At 63.1% G+C, this 18583-nt stretch carries 12 protein-coding genes; 9 read left to right on the forward strand and 3 right to left on the reverse strand.

All coding sequences use genetic code 11. From position 1 onward, the window contains the following. Window positions 1–25: 25 nt before the first annotated feature. On the reverse strand, window positions 26–271 hold the full coding sequence (locus tag JSS27_06875; protein ID MBS0208663.1) for a PqqD family protein: 246 nt from the start codon (window positions 269–271) through the stop codon (window positions 26–28). A gap of 364 nt (window positions 272–635) precedes the next feature. Between JSS27_06875 and JSS27_06880 the strand changes: the two genes are divergently transcribed. The 3 genes from JSS27_06880 to JSS27_06890 all read left to right on the forward strand — a co-directional run bounded on the left by JSS27_06880 (window position 636) and on the right by JSS27_06890 (window position 6410). Then, entirely contained in the window at window positions 636–2126 is a 1491-nt protein-coding gene (locus JSS27_06880) for an MFS transporter (protein MBS0208664.1), read from the forward strand. Window positions 2127–2416: 290 nt separating this feature from the next. Continuing rightward, window positions 2417–5191 (forward strand): MMPL family transporter, encoded by a 2775-nt coding sequence (locus JSS27_06885; protein MBS0208665.1) that lies wholly within the window; start codon window positions 2417–2419, stop codon window positions 5189–5191. Window positions 5192–5396: 205 nt separating this feature from the next. Continuing rightward, a complete protein-coding gene (locus tag JSS27_06890; GenBank protein ID MBS0208666.1) occupies window positions 5397–6410 on the forward strand; it encodes a sugar phosphate isomerase/epimerase in 1014 nt (337 codons plus the stop codon). Here the strand turns inward: JSS27_06890 and JSS27_06895 are convergent. Further along, window positions 6407–9841 carry a hypothetical protein gene (locus JSS27_06895; protein MBS0208667.1) on the reverse strand — a complete coding sequence of 1145 codons (3435 nt, stop codon included), beginning with the start codon at window positions 9839–9841 and terminating at the stop codon, window positions 6407–6409. The two genes, JSS27_06890 and JSS27_06895, sit on opposite strands and share 4 nt — an antisense overlap. A 742-nt stretch (window positions 9842–10583) precedes the next feature. Between JSS27_06895 and JSS27_06900 the strand changes: the two genes are divergently transcribed. Together JSS27_06900 and JSS27_06905 are read left to right on the forward strand one after the other, a co-directional pair. Next, window positions 10584–11030 (forward strand): TraR/DksA family transcriptional regulator, encoded by a 447-nt coding sequence (locus JSS27_06900; GenBank protein ID MBS0208668.1) that lies wholly within the window; start codon window positions 10584–10586, stop codon window positions 11028–11030. 259 nt (window positions 11031–11289) lie between these two features. Further along, window positions 11290–12456 carry a trypsin-like peptidase domain-containing protein gene (locus JSS27_06905; protein MBS0208669.1) on the forward strand — a complete coding sequence of 389 codons (1167 nt, stop codon included), beginning with the start codon at window positions 11290–11292 and terminating at the stop codon, window positions 12454–12456. Between the two features lie 21 nt (window positions 12457–12477). Here JSS27_06905 and JSS27_06910 read toward each other — a convergent pair whose 3' ends face one another. After that, window positions 12478–13413: a nucleoside hydrolase gene (locus JSS27_06910; GenBank protein MBS0208670.1), complete on the reverse strand. Its 936-nt coding sequence runs from the start codon at window positions 13411–13413 to the stop codon at window positions 12478–12480. Window positions 13414–13673: 260 nt separating this feature from the next. Between JSS27_06910 and trpD the strand changes: the two genes are divergently transcribed. The 4 genes from trpD (at window position 13674) to JSS27_06930 (ending at window position 18558) form a co-directional block, all read left to right on the forward strand. Continuing rightward, window positions 13674–14696, forward strand: coding sequence for an anthranilate phosphoribosyltransferase (gene trpD, locus JSS27_06915; GenBank protein MBS0208671.1), 1023 nt, complete (start codon window positions 13674–13676; stop codon window positions 14694–14696). Window positions 14697–14743: 47 nt separating this feature from the next. Further along, complete coding sequence (locus JSS27_06920) at window positions 14744–15388, forward strand: bifunctional 2-keto-4-hydroxyglutarate aldolase/2-keto-3-deoxy-6-phosphogluconate aldolase (GenBank protein ID MBS0208672.1); 645 nt, start codon at window positions 14744–14746, stop codon at window positions 15386–15388. A gap of 198 nt (window positions 15389–15586) precedes the next feature. Further along, window positions 15587–17335 (forward strand): hypothetical protein, encoded by a 1749-nt coding sequence (locus tag JSS27_06925; GenBank protein ID MBS0208673.1) that lies wholly within the window; start codon window positions 15587–15589, stop codon window positions 17333–17335. 239 nt (window positions 17336–17574) lie between these two features. Continuing rightward, window positions 17575–18558 carry a hypothetical protein gene (locus tag JSS27_06930; GenBank protein ID MBS0208674.1) on the forward strand — a complete coding sequence of 328 codons (984 nt, stop codon included), beginning with the start codon at window positions 17575–17577 and terminating at the stop codon, window positions 18556–18558. The last annotated feature ends 25 nt before the right edge of the window (window positions 18559–18583 follow it).

Below are 18583 nucleotides of genomic sequence, written 5' to 3' on the forward strand. Positions count from 1 at the left end.
ATGCGGACCTTTACAACGGGTGTGTTTACAGCAGGTGGAGCGAACGGAGCCGGACCATCAGGTCGGCGACGTCGCGGGTGGCTTCGGTCTCGGAAACTTCAAACCGGGTGGTCAGCGCGGCCACGGCGTCGGCTTCGTCGCCGCCGTCGCGCAGCGATTCGAGGACCGCGACCGCCACCGGGTTGGCGACAAAGCTGTCCCCCGAAGTCGGGTCAAACAGGAACCCATCGGGGTTGATCGTCAGATGCGAAAGTCGCGTCGGGTTGCTCATGGTTCAGTTCCTGGTTCTGTCGCCATTTATCCACCCGGGGTGCCAACGGGCATTCACCAAGCCGGCGACTCCGTCGCCACTTTTCGGCGGCATAGCCGCCGGCTTGGAAGAAAAGTTGGGGATGAACCCGGCGCAACCCCTCAGGGTGGGAAACGGGGGTGGCCGCCGGTTGTCTACTGGCGGGGCAGACTTTTCCGGCCAGGATGGCGGAACTTAAAGAATTGGGGTCATTCGTCCGGTTTTGGTCGGTCGCCCGAGGTCCGTTGGGCGGACTCTTGACCGGCCCCCAGTGGTGTGGTCAGATTCTCGCTCCGCACACGTTTTCCTGCCCCACATCGCCCGTCTTACATAGGTTCAACTGCTGATGGCCACCGCGATCGAACGTCCCTGGTACAAAGAACTTACCGGCTATCACTGGTTCGTGTTCGTGGTGGCCGCCCTGGGTTGGCTATTCGACTGCTTGGATCAGCAGTTGTTTGTCCTGGCACGACCGGCCGCCATGGCGGAGTTGGTCACGGGGATCGACGATCCGAAGTTACTGGAAATAGCGCGACGCGACGCGGGCAACTGGGCGACAAGTCTGTTTTTGATTGGCTGGGCGTCGGGTGGATTGTTCTTTGGCGTGCTCGGCGACCGGATCGGCCGCGCCAAGACCATGATGTGGACCATCATCCTATATTCACTTTTTACCGGGTTGAACTCGTTTGCCACCGGGCCTTGGACGTTTTCCCTCTTTCGTTTTCTGACCGGACTCGGCGTCGGTGGTGAGTTTGCCGTCGGTGTCGCGCTGATTGCCGAAGTCATGCCGGCGCGCGCGCGACCCTATACGCTGGGATTATTGCAAGCGCTTTCCGCGCTCGGAAATGTGAGCGCGGCACTGATCAATATGGGGCTCGGCGTGGCCGAAGAAGAAGGTTTGGTGACCAGCCCGTGGCGGATCATGTTTCTGGTCGGCGCGGTCCCGGCGTTGTTGGCCTTGGTCATTCGCAGTAAGCTGAAAGAACCCGAGCAATGGCAGAAGGCTTCGCATGACCAGGCGGTTGCCAAGCAGCTTGGTTCGTACTCCGAACTGTTTACCAACCCACGCTGGCGCAAAAACGCGATCATTGGATTGTTGCTGGCGTGTTCCGGGGTCATCGGCTTGTGGGCGGTCGGCTTCTTTGCGCCCGACCTGACGCGGTATGTCCAGCGCAAACGCGTCGCCACCGAAGTCTATACCGAACTGGCCGCCAAGGCCGACGCTGGCGACAAGAAGGACGTCGCCGCGAAGTATCGGCAATTGATCGATCTGGAGCGGGCGGCGGCCACGTCGGGATACCAGGTGCCCGAGGAGTTAAAAGCGGCTCGGAACGACGCGGAGCCAATCGTGCAAGGACGCCTTTCGCGCTGGGCTAGCTACACCTCGATCATGATCAATATCGGCGCCTTTTGTGGGATGTTCGGGTTTACGGCCTTGTCCCAAAAGATCGGCCGCAAGCCGACGTTCGCGCTGGCGTTGGTGGCGGCGTTTGTCAGCACCGCTTCGGTGTTCTGGTTCCTCAGCGAGTTTTGGCAGATCTTTGTGCTGGTGCCGATCATGGGCTTTTGCCAGTTGTCGTTGTTCGGCGGTTACGCGGTCTATTTTCCGGAATTGTTCCCGACGCGACTGCGCAGCACCGGCACGTCGTTCTGCTACAACGTCGGTCGCTTTGTGGCCGCCGGTGGGCCGTTGGTTAAATCGCAGTTGGAAAGCGCCTTTCGCGACACGCCCGAGCCGCTCCGGTATGCCGGCGTGGCGATGTGCGCCGTATTCCTGATCGGCTTGTTCGTCCTGCCATTCGCTCCGGAAACGAAGGGACAACCGCTGCCGGAGTAATGGGTTCATTCTCTACAGCATCGAAAGAGTGGCACTGACGGCAAGCCACCAGTGGCACTCCCGTCACTGTTCGATTTGCACACAAACTGATTCGCACTAAGGACTTGTTTCCTGGTGTGATCGCCCTCAACTCGTCTTGTCCCAGCCTGGGGGGGCCAGTAGAATCCGCCCCCTAGCTGCCAACCCGCCGGGTGTTGGCACTGCGTAGGAAATGGATTTCCTCGTAAGGGTCGGACATGTCGGCTGATAACTCTGGGCCGCACAAGGGCTCGTTCCTGACGGCGCCCTTGATGCTCTTCACGCGCCTCGCGCTGCGCTATCCCGTCGCTACTATTGCGCTCTCGATTGGCTTGGCGCTGGTTTGCACAGTCTATAGCGGCACTCGTCTGGGCTACCGGACCAGCCGCATCGACCTGATGAACCCCAACAGCGACTACAACCGGCTCTGGAACGAATACATCAACGAGTTCGGCGACGAAGACGACGCCGTCATCGTGGTCGAAGGCAAGAACCGCGATGCCGTGGTGCCAGTGCTGCAGGAAGTGTCGCAGCGGCTGTCGCGCGAGCAGCGGTTGTTCCATGCCGTGTTGCATGGCGTTGACCTGGAGAAAATACGCTCCAAGGGCTTGCATTATCTGTCGGCCGAAGACTTGGCTGGCATCGAACGCTTCTTGGACCAGTCGGGACCGATCATCGACGGCAACTGGGCCCAGTTAAACCTGGGCAACCTGGCGCAAGGCCTGGCGATGAAGCTCAATATGCTGTCGGCCAAACCCGACTCGCCCGAGCTAGCCGCCACGCAAGAAGAAGTCTCGCGCTTGGTCGACAGCCTGCAGACCATGCTCGCGCAGCGCAAGAATTACATCAGCCCCTGGCCCGGCATGCCTTCGAGCTTTGCCACCCTCAGCGAGTTGAGCGCTGAATACCTGCTGACCAACGAGGGGAAGCTCGGTTTCGTACTGTTGCGTCTGGCACGCAACGAAGACGGCTTTGCCCGCAATGACGAAGCCATCGACGAACTGCGCCGCTTGATCACCCAGATTGAAGCTCACCATCCCGGCACGCGCCTCGGTCTGACCGGCTTGCCCGTGATGGAAAACGACGAGATGCGGTCGAGCCAGTCGTCGATGATGTGGGCCAGCTTGGTCTCGCTGGCCGGCGTGGCCATTCTGTTCATCGCCGGTTTCGGCGGCATTCGGCATGCGTTGTTGGCCAACCTGATTCTATTGATCGGCATGGCCTGGACGTTTGGCTATGTGACGTTGTTCGTCGGGCACTTGAACATCCTCAGCGTGTCGTTCACCTCGACGCTGATCGGCATTGGCATCGACTATGGCGTGCATTACGTCGCGCGCTATTTGCAGTTGGCCGGCCGCTTGCGCGATCCGAAGAGCACGCTGCTCGAAACCAGTCACGGCGTCGGGCCGGCGATTCTGACCGGCGCGTTGACCACGGCGGTGTCGTTCTTTGCCGCCGGTTTCACCAGCTTTACCGGCGTGGCCGAACTGGGCATCATCGCCGGTGGCGGCGTGTTGATCTGTTGCGTGGCCGAGCTGTTGATCCTGCCGGCGGCGATCAGCCTGGTCGATCGCTCGGGTATCGGCCGTAAAATGCCCGAGCCCCTCGAAGTCCATCGCTGGATCGAGCCGGTAGTCCGCAACCCGCGGTTCGTGCTCGTGGCGACTGTCGCCTTCACGGGGCTGCTGGCATGTGGCATCACACGACTCTGGTACGATCACAATTTGTTGAACATGCAGGCCGAAGGGCTCGAAAGCGTCGAGCTCGAACGCCGCCTGCTGGAAGAATGCAATCAAAGCGTCTGGTTCGCCGTGTCGATCGCCGACAGCCGCGAAGAGTTGCTGGCTCGCAAGGAGCAACTGCTCAAGTTGCCCAGCGTCGAGCGGACCGAGGAAATCGTCTCGCTGTTGCCCAGCGATCGGGACGTAAAGCGCCCATTGATTGCGGGCATTCAGAAGCGGCTGGCGTCGCTCCCCGAGCGGCCGCCGTTGATTCCCGTCGATCATCCCGAGGAGTTGGGACGCGGCCTGGCTCGCCTGCAGCAATGGTTCGCCGATCATCGCGAGCCGCGCGCGGCCCGACAACTCGAACAGGTCCGCGACTCGCTCCGCAAGTTGCCGCTTAACGATTGCTACAATGTTCTTTCACAGTTCCAGCAGCACATGGCGGGCGATCTGCTCAGCCGGCTGTACGTGCTGCGAAGCATGTCGAATCCCGAGCCGCCGCAACTGAGCGACCTGCCGCAAAGCCTGGTCCACCGCTTTGTCGGCCAGCACGATCGCTACCTGCTCAAGATTTTCGGCCGCGGCAATATCTGGGACTTCGAGGCGTTGCAACGCTTTGTCCAGGATGTGCGGAGCGTCGATCCGCGCGTGACGGGCAATCCGCTGCAAGCCTACGAAGGCACGCTCGAGATGAAGGGAAGCTACGAGCGGGCGGCCATGTTTGCCCTGGTGATCATTTTGATCGTGTTGTGGATCGACTTCCGCAACGTGGGCTATACGTTGCTGGCCGCGCTGCCGTTGACGATTGGCGTGCTGCAGATGTTCGGCATCATGGGCTTGCTGAACGTGCCGTTGAACCCGGCTAATACGATCGCCCTGCCGCTGATCTTGGGCATTGGCGTTGATTATGGCGTCCATCTGATTCACGACTACCGCGAACAGACCGGGCGATTCCGCATGTCGCCGTCGACGGCGGTGGCGGTGCTGGTCGATTCGCTGACTACGATCGTCGGGTTTGGCGCGATGATGATCGCCACGCACCGCGGGCTGCAAAGCCTGGGGCGCGTGTTGACCATCGGCGTCACCTGCTGCCTGTTCACGTCGCTGGTGATGTTGCCGGCGCTATTGAGCTGGATGAGCTGGAAGCGCGGCGGCGAGGACGAGGCTCAGCCAACGCCCGAGCCGAAGCGATTGCGGCACGGATACGCCACCGGCGATCAACACCCCGGCGAACATGCCGACGAGCACGGCCATCCGATCGTGGCCGACGGACGCGTGGTGGGGCGCGAAATCAGCTTTCCCGAGCGCGAAAGCAAAGTCTAATCGCGAGCGCGGGCAGAATAAATACGCGCTTTAATCGTTGATTCGCCCGGATCGACTGCAATCAACGGCCAGAGGAAAGATGCTATGCCCCTTGCGACTGCGCTGGCGGCAAAGCACAATGCCTTTCCCGTGAATGCACTTTACGGCGCATCGCCCTTGATGAGCACGAGGGCCGCATCCATCCTTCTGACCAGCGGAAGTTCCCATGGCTGACAAGACCGGCGTGATCCTCAGCGGCCTGGCCGACGAAGCGGCAAACCAGAAAACGGCCGTGCAACAGTTCGCAGCCTTTGCCGCGCTGGGGTTGCAATACTACAGCTTGCGCTGGATCGACGTCGGCGAAGGCATCAAGAACGTGATGCAACTGACGACCAAGGAAATCACGCAGCTCCGCCACCTGGAAGATGAGTACGGCCTGAACGTGGCGTCGATCGCTTCGCCGATCGGCAAGATCAAGCTCGTCGACAAGGAAGATGGCACCAAGAACACGTTCGTGCCGTTCAAGAAGTATCTGGCCAAGGACGTCAAGCGCGTGTGCGAGTTGTCGCACGCCTTTGAGACGAAATTGATCCGCGGCTTTTCGTTCTATCCACCTAAGAATGAAGATCCCTGGAAGTACGTCGAGCAAGCGGCCGACTATCTGGGACAAATTGCCGAAGTCTGCCATCGTAGCGACCTGACCTTTGGTTTGGAAATCGAAGCCAACCTGGTCGGGCAGACCGCCGAGTTGCTCGTGGCGCTGCAAAAGAAGGTGAACCATCCGGCGATGGTGATGATCTTCGATGCGGCTAATGTCCTGTGCCAGGGCTACACCACGGCCCAGACATTTGAACAGTACACGTTGCTCAAGCCGTATATTGGCTGGCTGCACATCAAGGACTACAAACACCCCAAGCCGCCGGAGCGCGTGGGGCACGTCGACGAGGACGCGATCAAGAACTTTGTGCCGGCCGACCGTGGGCACGCAGGCCACGAGTTGATCTTGCGCGACTTTGCCGAGCTGGTTCCCAAGCTGCACGCCAAACTGCATCGCCGCGGGATTCCCGGCGTGTTCCTGGACTTGGAGCCACACGTCAAGGGTGGCGGCCAGTTCGGCGGCTTCAGCGGCCCCGATGGTTTTGGCGTGGCGCTGCGCGGTCTGTGCCGGGTGCTCGACTTTGTCGGCCTGGACTACCACCTGCGCGATTTCGGCGACATTCAGGACGCGCGCGGGTTCTAGGCCTTCTGATCGCGCTTCAGCTTCAGCGCCATGTTGAAGTACTTGCCGCCCCACAGCAGCGTGACGACCAGTCCGGCCAGCATGCCGTACAAGGCCATCGGGTGTTCCAGCACAAAGTGAATTCCCGCGGCGGCCGTCGTACACAAGCCGCCGACCAGCGCCAACAGCAGCGTGCCTGATTTCTTGCTGGTGATCTGTTGCTTGCGGTGAGCGCTGATCGCGTTCTGGGCGTTCATATTGGCCAGTTCGCGCATCGCCGACAGGTTAGCCGACATTTCGGGCGGCAGGGAACGGGGGGCCATCGCCCGCGGCGTCAGCGGCGCGTCGTTGTCGACGTTCGCTTCGGCCACGTCGGCAGGTTCGGGCAGTCGGGTGCGCGGCGCCGGCTTGGGCTCGGTAGGCTTGCTGCTGGGCTCTGATTTAGCGGCCGATTCCGACTTGCTGGCAGGCTCCGGCTTGCTGGCGGGAGCGGTGCTCGCAGCCGGTTGCGTTGAGCGTCCCCCATTGCGCGCCAACAACTGGGCCATGTAATTGCCGATGTCGTCTTCTTCGTTCTCGACAAGTGCAGCCGGAGCGGGCGCGACGGCTGCGGGTTCAACCGGCATATTGCGTTCGCTGGCCGAGCGGCGTGCGCTGCTGATCGATTCGAGCGACACTTGCCGCTGACGCGACGGCTTGGGTTCAGAGACCGCCTCGTCGTCGAAGTTGACGCCGTATTTGGCTAACAACGCGGCGCTCGACAGCCCCGAGCATTGGCCAGATGTGTTTTCGTTCGCGGGTTCTTCCGCGGATGGTTCGCTGGTCTCGTCGGCTTCGCTCGTCGACGGCTCCTCGTCGGTTTGCGCTGTGGCGGACTCTTGTTCATCAACAACACTCTCGGTCGCGGGTTCGTAACCGCTCGACGTGTCGTCGCCGAGCGTCTCTTCGTTCGCCACGTCGGCTGCCGCAGGCTGCTCATCGTCGAAACCCTGCGGCAATTGGACATCGTCCGTATGGTGGGACGATTCGCGCAATTGGCGGATGATCCGCTCGACGTCGGCCGCCGGGTCGTAGCCTCGCTCCGCCGATTGGCCGACAGCATCCCCTTCGGAGCGAGCGATCTGCACGCCGCGGTCCTCGATTGTCTTCTCACGCGCGGCCAATTCGGTGTCGAGCCGTTGGCGGCGTTCCTCGAGCGTCTGCTGCAACGATTCGAGCTGCCGTGTCTGGTCGGCTAGTTGTTGCGATTGGGCGCTCAGTTGCTGTTGGCGCAGCTCCACGTCGGCCCGCTCGATGGCCAGTTTTTGCTGTGTGTCGGCGAGCTCTTGCTCCTTGGCCGCCAGCGCCGTCGTGTCGACTGGTGTGCTGGCGCGCTCGGCCAATTGCTGGCTCCAATGTTCACGCTCAAGCTGAAGCGTCTCTTGCGCCGTTAACAGCTCGGCCGCGTCCCGCGCATAGGCTTCCTCGCGTCGGTTCAATAGTTGCTGCTGCTCGTCCAGCGTGGCTTCCATTCGTGTCAGTTCGGCCTGGCGGGCTTCAATCGCAGTTTGGCGTTCGGCCAACTCTCGCTGTTCGGTGGCCAGAGTTTCGTGAGCGGCGGCCAGTCGCGACTGTGCCTGTTCAATTTCGGTACGGTTGTTGGCCAGTTGCGTACGTTCGGCCACTAGCGCCTGTTGCTCGGCTTCGAGCGCGCCACGGTCAGCGGCCAGTTGTTGTTGCTGCTCGGCTAGCAGCCATTGCTGATCGGTTTTGCCCACCTGCTCTTCGGCGAGTAACTGACGATCGGCCTCTAAGGCAGCCCCTTGGCTTTGCAATGCAGCTTCCCGTGCGGTCAATTCCTGCTCGGTTGCCGCACACGCCTGTTGACGCGATTCGAATTCGGCCACTTGGGCAGCCAACGAACGCTCGCGCTCGGCCAAGGCCGCTTCGCGTTGTTGTGAGGCCAGCGTCCGCTCCACGTAGTCGTGCTCGGCCTGTTGCAACGAGCCTTGCCGCTCGGCCAGCGGCGCCATGAAGGCCGACTGCTGGGCCAGCAGTTCGTTGCGCTGGGCTTCCAGCTGTTGCTTGGCTTGCTCAAGACTCGCCGTGTCGCGCTCGTGCTGCTGGTGACGCTCGTCGATCTCGCGGGACCAGCCGTCGAGCTGGCGCTGGCGCTGCGCGACGTCTCGTTCCATCCCGGTCAGCTTGTCCTGCTGCTGGCGCAGGGTTTCGTCCCGCTCCAATGTTTGGACCGTCCAGGCAGCGCGTTCTTGTTCCCACTTGAGCCGCGCTGAGTCAAGTTCGGCCCGCAGGCGCGCGACGTCGGAACTCAGCGCCAATTGCGCTCCCTGGGCTTGTTGCTGGTTGGCCAGCGCCGCTTCGCGACGCGCCAATTCAGCTTCATGCTTGTCGAGCTCTTGACGCAGCGTGTCGCACTCGGCGCGGCGCTGTTCCACCTCGAGCTGCTGCGCATACCAGCCGGCGTTAAGCCGTTCACGCTCCGCCAACCATTGCAAGTGGTCCTGCTCCCAGACGCGTCGTGTGGCTTCCAACTCAGTGGACTGGCAGCGTAAATGTTCGGCTTGCTGGTTCAGGTCGTCCTCGCGGCGTGTCAATTCACGCCACGTCAACTCGGCTTCGGTTTGTCGGCGCGAGATGGCGGCCTGTTGTTCGCCCAGAGTCCGCTCGAATTGCTGACGATCGGAGGAGATGGTCGTCTGGGCCATCGCCAACGCGGCGAACTCGGCGTCGAGCTGCGTGTGGCGCGCCACAAGCTGCTGATGCCGGGCGTCGAGTTCGGTCTCGCGGACAGTCAATTGTTGTGCTTGCGCGGTGGTCCGCTCGGTTAATTGCGCCGCGTCCTGTTGCAACTGCCTCCGATGGGCGTCAAGGTCGACCCGGTGCAAGGCCAACTCGGCCTTCTGGTCGGCCAGCGCCGCGCGCTCGGCTTGCAACGCGGCCATTTCCTGGGCAATCTGCTGGCGGCGCGCGTCCCAGTCGGCCTGACGATGTTTCAACTTGCGCATCCGGTCCAGCAGCCGGCGCATCCGCCCGCGGGCCTGTCGGCGGGTCGTTTGCACGACTTCGGCCAATTGGGCCACCTGCCGCCGCGCGGATTCGGGATGAAAGGCCTCGTGGGCGTCGCTGGTCACCACTTCGAGTTCAACCGCGCCGAGTCCGATCCGGTCGCCAAGTTGCAACAGCCCGTCGCCGAGCGGCCGCTGGTTGAGCCGCGTGCTCCCCTGCCAGTTGCGAATCACCGTCCGTTGCTCGCCGCGCAGGATGACGCACTGCAACCGTTCGAGGCCGGCGCCGCGCAGGCGCAGCGTGCATTCTGGCCCCGAGCCGACCGTGCATTTGGCGGCGCTCAGTTGCACCGTCTTGCCGCGCTGCGAACCGTTCATCACGCGCAGCGCCAGTGGCGCCGGAGGGGCGCCAAGCATCGAAACCATCGACGTGTTCGATTGGACCATGGACTTTTGCCTTTGTCGGACCTGGACTCGGCTGGCCGCGCGCGAGCACGGCTACCTATTTGGGGGTCGCTGCGATGCCGAGCGGCCGAGGGCCTTTGCAGGCCCAAGGTTTACGCCGTCACCGCAGATTGGCCGAACCGCCTGCCCGAAGCTTGTCGGGCGCACCTTCCGGCCTGGGGCATGTACCTTACGCCAATGGCAAAGTCAAAACCGGAATGGCATAAGCACTTGCGCATGGCCTGCAACGACGTTTTGCTCGCTGACGAGCACCCCCGGCGGGAGCCCTTTGATCAAGAATGGCAAAATCGGCTGCATAACTAGGCGGATTTTGCCGATTATCCCAAAGCCAACGATGAACCAAGCTGTAGCGTGGGCCAGCAATGGCCTCAAGCAGCTTTGTTCAGCGGGCACAAGTGTCCAGTCGTGCGGTCGACATTGTGACAACCGTTACAAGCGTCGCGGCAGCCGACGCAACTTGCCTCGCGACAAGCGATTGGCTCGTTTGCCAGGCGACGCTGGCGTGCGCTGACGGACTGTCCCACCGGTGAGAACCGGCAGGGCTGGAACTGCGTAGTATATTTGCTCTGCGGATTGCACCAGGCGAAACGCCGTGGGCAGTTTGCCAGAGGTTGCGGAACTTTACAGGTCACCGTTTTCTCTCAAGGAATGTTCGAGGCAGGCAGATGCGGCAGGGGGGGCAATCCCTGACAGTCGGCCAGATCGGACAGAATCAGGACCAGGTATGGCACGCAAAGACGCGATCATGAACATGCGCGAAATCCTGCTAATGCGCCGCGATGCGCTGCGACAAGCTTTGGCCGGCGACCTTAGCCTGCTCAACCAGTTGCGCGAGCAAACCGCTGGCGACGTGATCGACTTCGCGCTTGACTGTGCCCAGGACGAAATCAACTCGCAGCTCGCCGAAGTGGAAAGCCGCGAATTGGCCTACATCGAAAACGCGCTCGAGCGGATGCGCACGGGCCAATATGGCGTCTGCGAAGGCTGCTCGACCAAGATTCCGGTGGCGCGGCTCAACGCGCTGCCCTATGCCACGACCTGCATCAAGTGCCAGCGCGAAGCCGAAGAGCGCGGCGAATCGGACCAGGACGGTCGCGACTGGGGCCGTGTTTCGGACGGCGGTGGCGACAACGATGTCTCGGTCAACGACCTGGAAATCGATGTGTCGTAACGCCGACCGGCAGTTGTAATCTTTCTCCGGTCTGTGGCGATATTCCCGAGCCGGCGAGCGGTCTGCCATGATTTGGCGTACCGGTTGCCGGCTCGAACTTTTGGTGGCGACCGGCGATAACAGCCCCCTCCGGGCCACCTCACCCTCGATTCACGCGGGTTTTGGTGTATGCTTATCGCAGCTAGCCGTTCCTGGCCGGCGGTTGCGCCGTGCCCCAAGTCACCAGTCAAGCGGCTGCCCAAGCTGCGGAGAGTATTTCATGGTTGGGCTTCCCCGTGTCGTGGTTCAAGCGATTGCGCGCCCGGCGGTCTTTGCCGCGGCCCTGGCCGCCTCGCTGTTGGCCAGCGCCAAGTCGCCGGCTCAGGCGATCCCGGCCACACCGGTCGCCGAACCCAACACAACCCTCACGCCGCAACAGCGCGAGGCCATGTTCGCCAAGCTAGCCAAGGAAGTCGATGAGTTCGAGCGGCAGCAGAACATCCTCAAGACGGTCGTCAAGCTCGTGTCACCTAACGTCGTGCATATCGACGCCGAAGTCCGCGAGGCCCCCAACCGATCGTACCAGCGGACCCTCCAGGAGACTGGCTCGGGCGTGATCATTGAACTCAAGGGAAGCTTCTACGTGCTGACCAATCGGCACGTGGTCCGCAACGCCAAGCTCGAAAACATTGTCATCCGCTTCGACGATGGCCGCTCGGCTCACCCGACCAAGGTTTGGACCGACGCCGACACCGACATTGGCGTGCTGGCGATCGAGTTCAAGAGCCTGATCCCCGCGCGCATCGGCAACAGCGACATCCTGGAAATTGGCGACACCGTCGTCGCCGTTGGCAGCCCGTTCGGCCTCAGCCATTCGGTCACCACCGGGATCATCAGCGCCAAAGGCCGCCGCGACCTTGAACTAGGCGAAGGGGGCGTCCGATTCCAGGATTTCATTCAGACCGACGCCGCGATCAACCCTGGAAATAGCGGCGGGCCGCTGTTGAATCTGCGCGGCGAGTTGGTGGGCATCAATACCGCCATCGCCAGCAGCTCGGGCCATTTCGAGGGAATCGGCTTCTCGATCCCCGTGAACATGGCCATGATCGTGGCCCGGCAATTGACCGAACACGGCGTCGTCTCGCGGGCTTACCTGGGCGTGCGACTCGATTCCAAGTTCAACGCCAACGACGCCGCCAAGATCGGCCTGCCGCGACTGCAAGGGGCTCGGTTGCTGCGGATCGAGCCAGGTTCCCCGGCCGAGGCCGTCGGTCTGCAAGAAGGGGACGTGATTATGACGTTCAACGGCATCCGCGTGGAAAGCGACACTCACCTGGTCAACCTGGTCGGGCTGACGGCGGTGGGCACCGAAGTGCCGATCGCCGTCTTTCGCGATCGGAAGCAGTTGAACATGAAGGTCCGTGTCGGCAACGCGAACCCCCAATAGCCGGCGCGTAGGCCACGGTGTTTAAGCCACGGCGTTTAGTTGCCGCACCAGCGAGTCCAGCAGCCCGGTGGCGTCGACTTCGGTGGCGACGTCAAAGTTCACCCGCCATTCGCGCTGGGGCCGGCGATCAAAGACCGTCATGCCGCGGGTCAGCTCGCCGTGCAATTCAACATCGCCCGCCATTCGCTCAAAGGTGAACCGCTCGGGCTCAATCAGTGCCCACAGCGCCACCACCCCGGGCAGCCAGATGCTCTCCATCCCCTGGTCTTGCCGATAGGCGCGAAACGCCACGGGGAGCAGATTGCGCAGCACACGTCCCAAGTTCGTCGTCAAGTCGGGCAGTTGGTCCAGGCGGTCGAGCCCAAACGGCACGCGCGTGGTCACGTCGCGCGGCACCAGCAGCTTGGTCAGCCGAGCGTGGAACAGATCGCGGGCCGCGACGGGATCGAAGAAAATATTGAACTCGGCAGCCGGTGTCACGTTTCCCGGCGCGGCCAAGGCACCGCCGCCAACGACGGCCCGGTCGATCATGGCGGCCAGCGTGGTATCGCGGCGCAGCGCTTGCCACACATTGGTTAGCGGCCCCAAGCAGACCAGCGACACTTCGTCCGGCGCGCGGCGAATCTCCTCGGTGATCACCTTTTCGGCCGGGTGCCGATGATGCAAGTCGGCCACCGCCAGGTTCGCGCCACCGAGTCCATCGGGCCCGTACTGAGCGCTTAGCAAGCGAGCAGCCGGCGCGGCTTCCGGTTCGCTGGCGGCGCCGATGCGCGGCCAGCGGGGGGGATCCAACTGTTCGACCAGCGCCACTACATTGCGGGTCGCTTGCTCGGCGGAAAGACTTCCCGCCACGGCCGTCACGGCCACGACGTCCAAGCGCGGATCGGTCAGCGCCACGGTCAGCGCCAGCGCGCCGTCGACGTGGGGGTCGATATCGAGAATCACCTTCCTTCGCATCGTTCGGACGATCTCCGTATCACGATTCACCCCCGGCTGGGGCGGTTCGGCGCGTCTGGTGGCTCGGCATGCCCCCAGAAGGGCCGCCTGGGCTCGACGCATTGTATAAGAGGACACCGGCCCGTTGGAAGGAAACTTGCCCCGGTTTTCGCCCCCGACTTGACGTGCAAGATGGAACGCTTATTGTCGGTTGAGGGCCTTGGCTACCCACCTGCGGTTCCTCATCAACTGACCCCGCACCCGCCAGCGACCGAGCGCGCATGACCGTCAATTCACGGCAGATTTTAGATCGCGTCAACGCGGGAGGGCACCTTTCCCAGGCCGAAACGGCCGACGTGATCGACTCGATCATGCGTGGCCAGTGGCAGCCCGAGGCGATTGGCGCGTTGCTGCTGGGCCTGCGCCAAAATGGCGAGACGGCCGAGGAAGTGACCGGCGCGGCCGAGGCGATGCGCCGACACATGACCCCGCTGGAGTCGCGATTTCGCAACCTGGTCGATACTTGTGGCACGGGTGGCGATGGCTCGGCCACGTTCAACATCAGCACCGCCGCCGCCCTGGTCACCGCCGCCGCCGGCCAGCCGGTGGCCAAGCACGGCAACCGTCGCGTCACCAGCCGTAGCGGCTCGGCCGACGTGCTACAGCAATTGGGCCTGAACATCGAGGCCGGTGTGGCCGAGGTCGAGGGACTGTTAAACGAACTGGGCATTTGTTTCTGCTTTGCCCCGCTTTACCACGGCGCCATGAAGCAGGTGGGAGCGGTGCGCCAGAGTCTGGGCGTGCCGACGATCTTTAACATCCTGGGACCGCTGGCCAATCCAGCCCGGGCGCCGTTTCAGGTCGTGGGCGTGGGGCGCGAGGCATTGCGCCCGCTGGTGGCCCATGCGCTACGGAAGCTGGGCACGCAGCGGTCCCTGGTCGTCCGAGGCGAGGACGGGCTCGACGAGGTAACTTGCTCGGGCACGACCCGCGTTTCTGATGTTACGCCCGAGGGAATCAAGGAATTCGTCTGGCAGCCAGCCGATTTCGGCCTGACCGCCAGTCCGCTCGACGCCCTGCGCGTTGATGGACCGGAAGCCAGCGCGGCCATGATCGACCGTGTGCTGCGTGGTGAACGCGGCGCGCCGCGCGATGTGGTGGTGCTGAACTCGGCGGCGGCCCTGTGGGTGACTGGGGCCGAGCGGAGCTTGCCGGCCGCGGCTGAACGCGCCGCGGCGGCCATCGACACCGGCGCGGCCCACGCCTTGTTGACGCGGCTGGCCAACCGCTCGCATGGACGTTAAGCTCGGCGGCATTGCTTTTTTCATTCGCCCAAGGCAGGAACGACGACATGTCCAAGCCAACTATCCTCGATCGGCTGCTCGAATCGGGCATTGTCGCCATTCTGCGAGCGCCCGACGGAAACAAGCTGGCCGACGTGGCCGAGGCGCTGTACGCCGGCGGCGTGACGGGTATCGAAGTCACCTTCACCGTGCCACAGGCGCACCGCGTGCTCGAGCAAGTCGCAAGCCGACTTGGAGATAAAATTACGCTTGGCGCCGGCACGGTGCTCGATACCGAAACGGCGCGGATCGCGATCCTGTCAGGGGCACAGTTCATCGTCACGCCGGTCGTCCGTCCCGAAGTGATTACCATGTGTCGTCGCTACGACAAGCCGATCATGCCCGGCGCGATGACTCCGACCGAGATCCTGACCGCCTGGGAAGCCGGGGCCGACGTGGTGAAAGTCTTCCCGTGCGATAGCCTGGGACCAAGTTACGTCAAAAACATCCGCGGACCATTGCCCCAGGTGCGACTGATGCCGACCGGCGGCGTGACGCTGGAAAACATCGGGGCGTTCATCAAGGCGGGGGCCTGTGCCGTGGGGGTCGGCTCGTCGATGGTCGAGGCCGACGCGATCGCCCGGGGGGATTTCAAGCGGATCGAAACGGTGGCCCGCGAGTACGTGGACGCGGTTCGCAGCGCCCGGGGCTAATTGCCTTTCGACAACCGTTCGGTGCGCTGCTTCCGCCACACCCCATTGCCAGCAGCTATCACCATTCCGTAACACCCTACCCCAGCATGGTTTGCGCCGCCGGCAAACTTGCGTCAATCGCTTCCCTCGCCTCAAGACGCAGGCTTTTTACGTCCGATAAATAGAAGGAGATAGTATCGGCATTTTGGGGGTGAGTGTATGCGTCGGCGGGCGGCCCATTGGTTGGCTTTGGCGTGCGTGGCCGCGTGCTGCGCCAGCGCCCAGGCCAACGGCCCGGTGCCGATACGAACCCGGACGGTGCCGATCACCTTCAACTTCGACGCCGCCCGGCCGACCGCACTTCCGACCGAAGTGCAATTGGACGTCTCGGAAGACCGAGGCGCGACCTGGCGGTTTGTCGAGCGCGCCCGAGCCGACGCCCGGCGCTTCATTTTCCAAGCGCCACACGACGGCGAGTTCTGGTTCGCGGTTCGTTCGCTCGACGCCCAGGGGCGGTTGCATCCCGAAGGCCAGCCGCAACCGAGCTTGCAAGTTCAGATCGATACCGAACTGCCGCAGATCGAACTCGACGCGCGGCGCGGACCCGCCAACGAAATCGAAATCCGCTGGCGGATTGTCGACGCTGATTTGAAGCGCCAATCATTCAAGCTTTCCTATCAGGCGGCGGGCGCGGCCGGCGAAGGTTGGCAGCCGATCGCCGTTGACCCGAACCGCTATCAGAACACCGGCGACCGGTTTACCGGCGAGACGACGTTGTGGCCCGATCGGACCCAGTCGTTGTCGATTCGCGCCGAGATTACCGACGTGGCCGGCAACCGGGCGATTGCCCAAGCCGAGGTCCAAGCCGCCCCACGCCAGCCAACACAAGTCCCCTTGGCACGCAACGGCGAGCCGATACAAACCGGGCAGCGTCACGTCGCCAGCGGTGAACCAATCGCCGCGCCGCGACCGGAAATGGGCCCGCGCATCGACGGCGAAATGATCGGTCGCGGCGTTCCAACGAACAACGTGCCGCACCTGCCGCGGACGTTTCCCGTTTCAAATGGCAACGATCTGCCGACGCCGACAACCAGCCAGCGCCCGGCCAACGCGCCGCTCGCGATCACGCCGAACAATTCGGGCTGGTCGCCGATTCGCTCTGAGCGGGCTTCGCCCACGGGGGACTTGGGACCGATTCGGATGTTGCCTGCCGAGGCACAGGCCGATCGCGCGGTTGAACTGTTGCCCGAGCCGCCGGCCAACCTGGCTGGGCCACGATTGTCGGGCGCGCCGGCTGCTTCGCAAGGCTCACACCTGCCCGCCGGCGTTCACGCGCCGATGGTCAACAAGCGGCGTTTCGAACTGGCCTATGACATCGCCAGCGTCGGCCCCGAAGGCGTGTCGAAGGTCGAGTTGTGGATGACCCGCGATGGCGGACTGAATTGGGATCTATGGCAAGCCGACGACGACAATCGCTCGCCGATGGTCGTCAGCGTGCCCGAAGAGGGAACGTACGGATTCCGCATTGTCGTCGAGACCGCTTCGGGCTTGCGCAGCTCGCTGCCGCGTAGCGGCGATCTGCCCGAGATTTGGGTCGGCGTCGATACGACCCCGCCCGAGGCGCAATTGGACGTGGACGTGGCGTCGATGACGGCGCGCCCCGGTGAACTGACCATTCACTGGCACGCGGCCGATCAGCAATTTGCGGCGCGGCCGATCAGTCTGGCCTATGGCCCCACGGCTCAAGGCCCGTGGACGACGATTGCCGCCGGCCTGGAGAACACCGGCAAGTACGATTGGCGGCTCGACAGCCGGGTGGCCGACGAGGTGTTCATTCGCCTGGAAGTGCGCGACGAAGCCGGCAACACAACAACCGTAGTGACACCCAAGGCGGTGTCCATCGAACGGGTGCGGCCGCAAGCCCGGCTGCTGAACGTCCGCCCGGTGATCGACGCCACGGATAAGTAGTTCGCTGTGGCATCAAACGGCGGGCGTACGCTATCCTAAGGCATCCTGCGCCAATCGCTCGTTAATTAGCTGGCCCCCTGCTCAGGGCCTCTCTTCCGCGGGAACCACTCCAAGAATCGCGCTACCAAGTGTCACGTCCTCACAAACCTGCACCCTGCCCCCCCGCACCGCCGGTTGATTGGAACCTTTGGCTACCGCGAGGGGTTCGCTTTGCTGCCGTCTTGGGGCAGGTGGCCACGGTGGCCGTGACGTGGGACTTGTGGCAGGTGCGCGAGTTCCCGCCGATGTTGCCCCTGCTGCCCCTGCCGCAGGTCGGGTTTGCCTTGCTGATGATCGTCACGGCGCTGTGGGTTTTGGCGCAGCCGCGCTGGGGCATGGTGGCGCACCTGGCGACGATCGTGCTGGCGATTGTCTGCGACCAGACGCGCGAACAGCCCGAGATCATCTCGATGGCCCTGGTGATGCTCGGCACGCTCGAAGCTCCGTCGGCGCGCTTCGTCGGTCGGGCCCACCTGATGACCATGTGGCTGTGGGCCGGCGGGCACAAGCTGCTCAGCGCTGGCTTCTACGATAACGTCGTCCCCTACCTGATGGACCCTTGGCTTGGAGAAGTCTCGGACGACCAAACCCGACCGCTGGGCATCGCCATGGCGCTGCCCGAACTGCTGTTCGGCGTGTTGTTGTGGTGGCCGCGACTGCGACGACCGGTGGTCGTGGCGGCCACGCTGTTTCACCTGGGCATCTTTCTAACCTTATCACCAGTAGGCTTGTACTGGAACGAATCGGTGTGGGCCTGGAACCTGGTGCTCGCCGTGGCTGGCTGGGGATTGTTCTGGCCGTGGCACGAGCCTGTGATGGTCGACTGGCGGCATGTGGCGCGGTGGGCTCAAGTCGCCGCCGTGCTGCTGCTGGTCTCGCCGATCGGCTATTACTTTGGCGTGGTCGACGCTTACCTGTCCCACTGCCTGTATTCGGGTAACACGCTCCATGCCGAGACAGTAGGAGCTGAGCCGGGCTTCGTGTTGCCCGGTGCCACGTGGGAAAAGCTGGCCGTGCCGGTGTCGCCGAGTTACCGCAACTTTCGCACGTATTTCCAGCGGGCGGGCAAGCCGGGACAGACGCTGCGGATCACCGACCCACGCTACTTCGCCGATTGGTGGGGCGGGCGCGTGCAAGAAGTTCCGCTCGATGCGCCGTCGGAAAACAAAGACGCGATCAAGTGAGAGCGTAATCACTGGCAAACACAAA

It is taken from the genome of Planctomycetota bacterium, from assembly GCA_018242585.1.
Lineage (GTDB): Bacteria > Planctomycetota > Planctomycetia > Pirellulales > PNKZ01 > JAFEBQ01.

Excerpts from the sequence above, each read along its gene's own strand:
- JSS27_06900 (MBS0208668.1), top strand. The coding sequence starts at position 10,584 with ATGGCACGCAAAGACGCGATCATGAACATGCGCGAAATCCTGCTAATG.
- JSS27_06925 (MBS0208673.1), top strand. The coding sequence starts at position 15,587 with ATGCGTCGGCGGGCGGCCCATTGGTTGGCTTTGGCGTGCGTGGCCGCG.
- JSS27_06920 (MBS0208672.1), top strand. The coding sequence starts at position 14,744 with ATGTCCAAGCCAACTATCCTCGATCGGCTGCTCGAATCGGGCATTGTC.
- JSS27_06875 (MBS0208663.1), bottom strand. The coding sequence starts at position 271 with ATGAGCAACCCGACGCGACTTTCGCATCTGACGATCAACCCCGATGGG.
- JSS27_06885 (MBS0208665.1), top strand. The coding sequence starts at position 2,417 with ATGCTCTTCACGCGCCTCGCGCTGCGCTATCCCGTCGCTACTATTGCG.
- JSS27_06895 (MBS0208667.1), bottom strand. The coding sequence starts at position 9,841 with ATGGTCCAATCGAACACGTCGATGGTTTCGATGCTTGGCGCCCCTCCG.
- JSS27_06905 (MBS0208669.1), top strand. The coding sequence starts at position 11,290 with ATGGTTGGGCTTCCCCGTGTCGTGGTTCAAGCGATTGCGCGCCCGGCG.
- JSS27_06890 (MBS0208666.1), top strand. The coding sequence starts at position 5,397 with ATGGCTGACAAGACCGGCGTGATCCTCAGCGGCCTGGCCGACGAAGCG.
- JSS27_06910 (MBS0208670.1), bottom strand. The coding sequence starts at position 13,413 with ATGCGAAGGAAGGTGATTCTCGATATCGACCCCCACGTCGACGGCGCG.
- trpD (MBS0208671.1), top strand. The coding sequence starts at position 13,674 with ATGACCGTCAATTCACGGCAGATTTTAGATCGCGTCAACGCGGGAGGG.
- JSS27_06880 (MBS0208664.1), top strand. The coding sequence starts at position 636 with ATGGCCACCGCGATCGAACGTCCCTGGTACAAAGAACTTACCGGCTAT.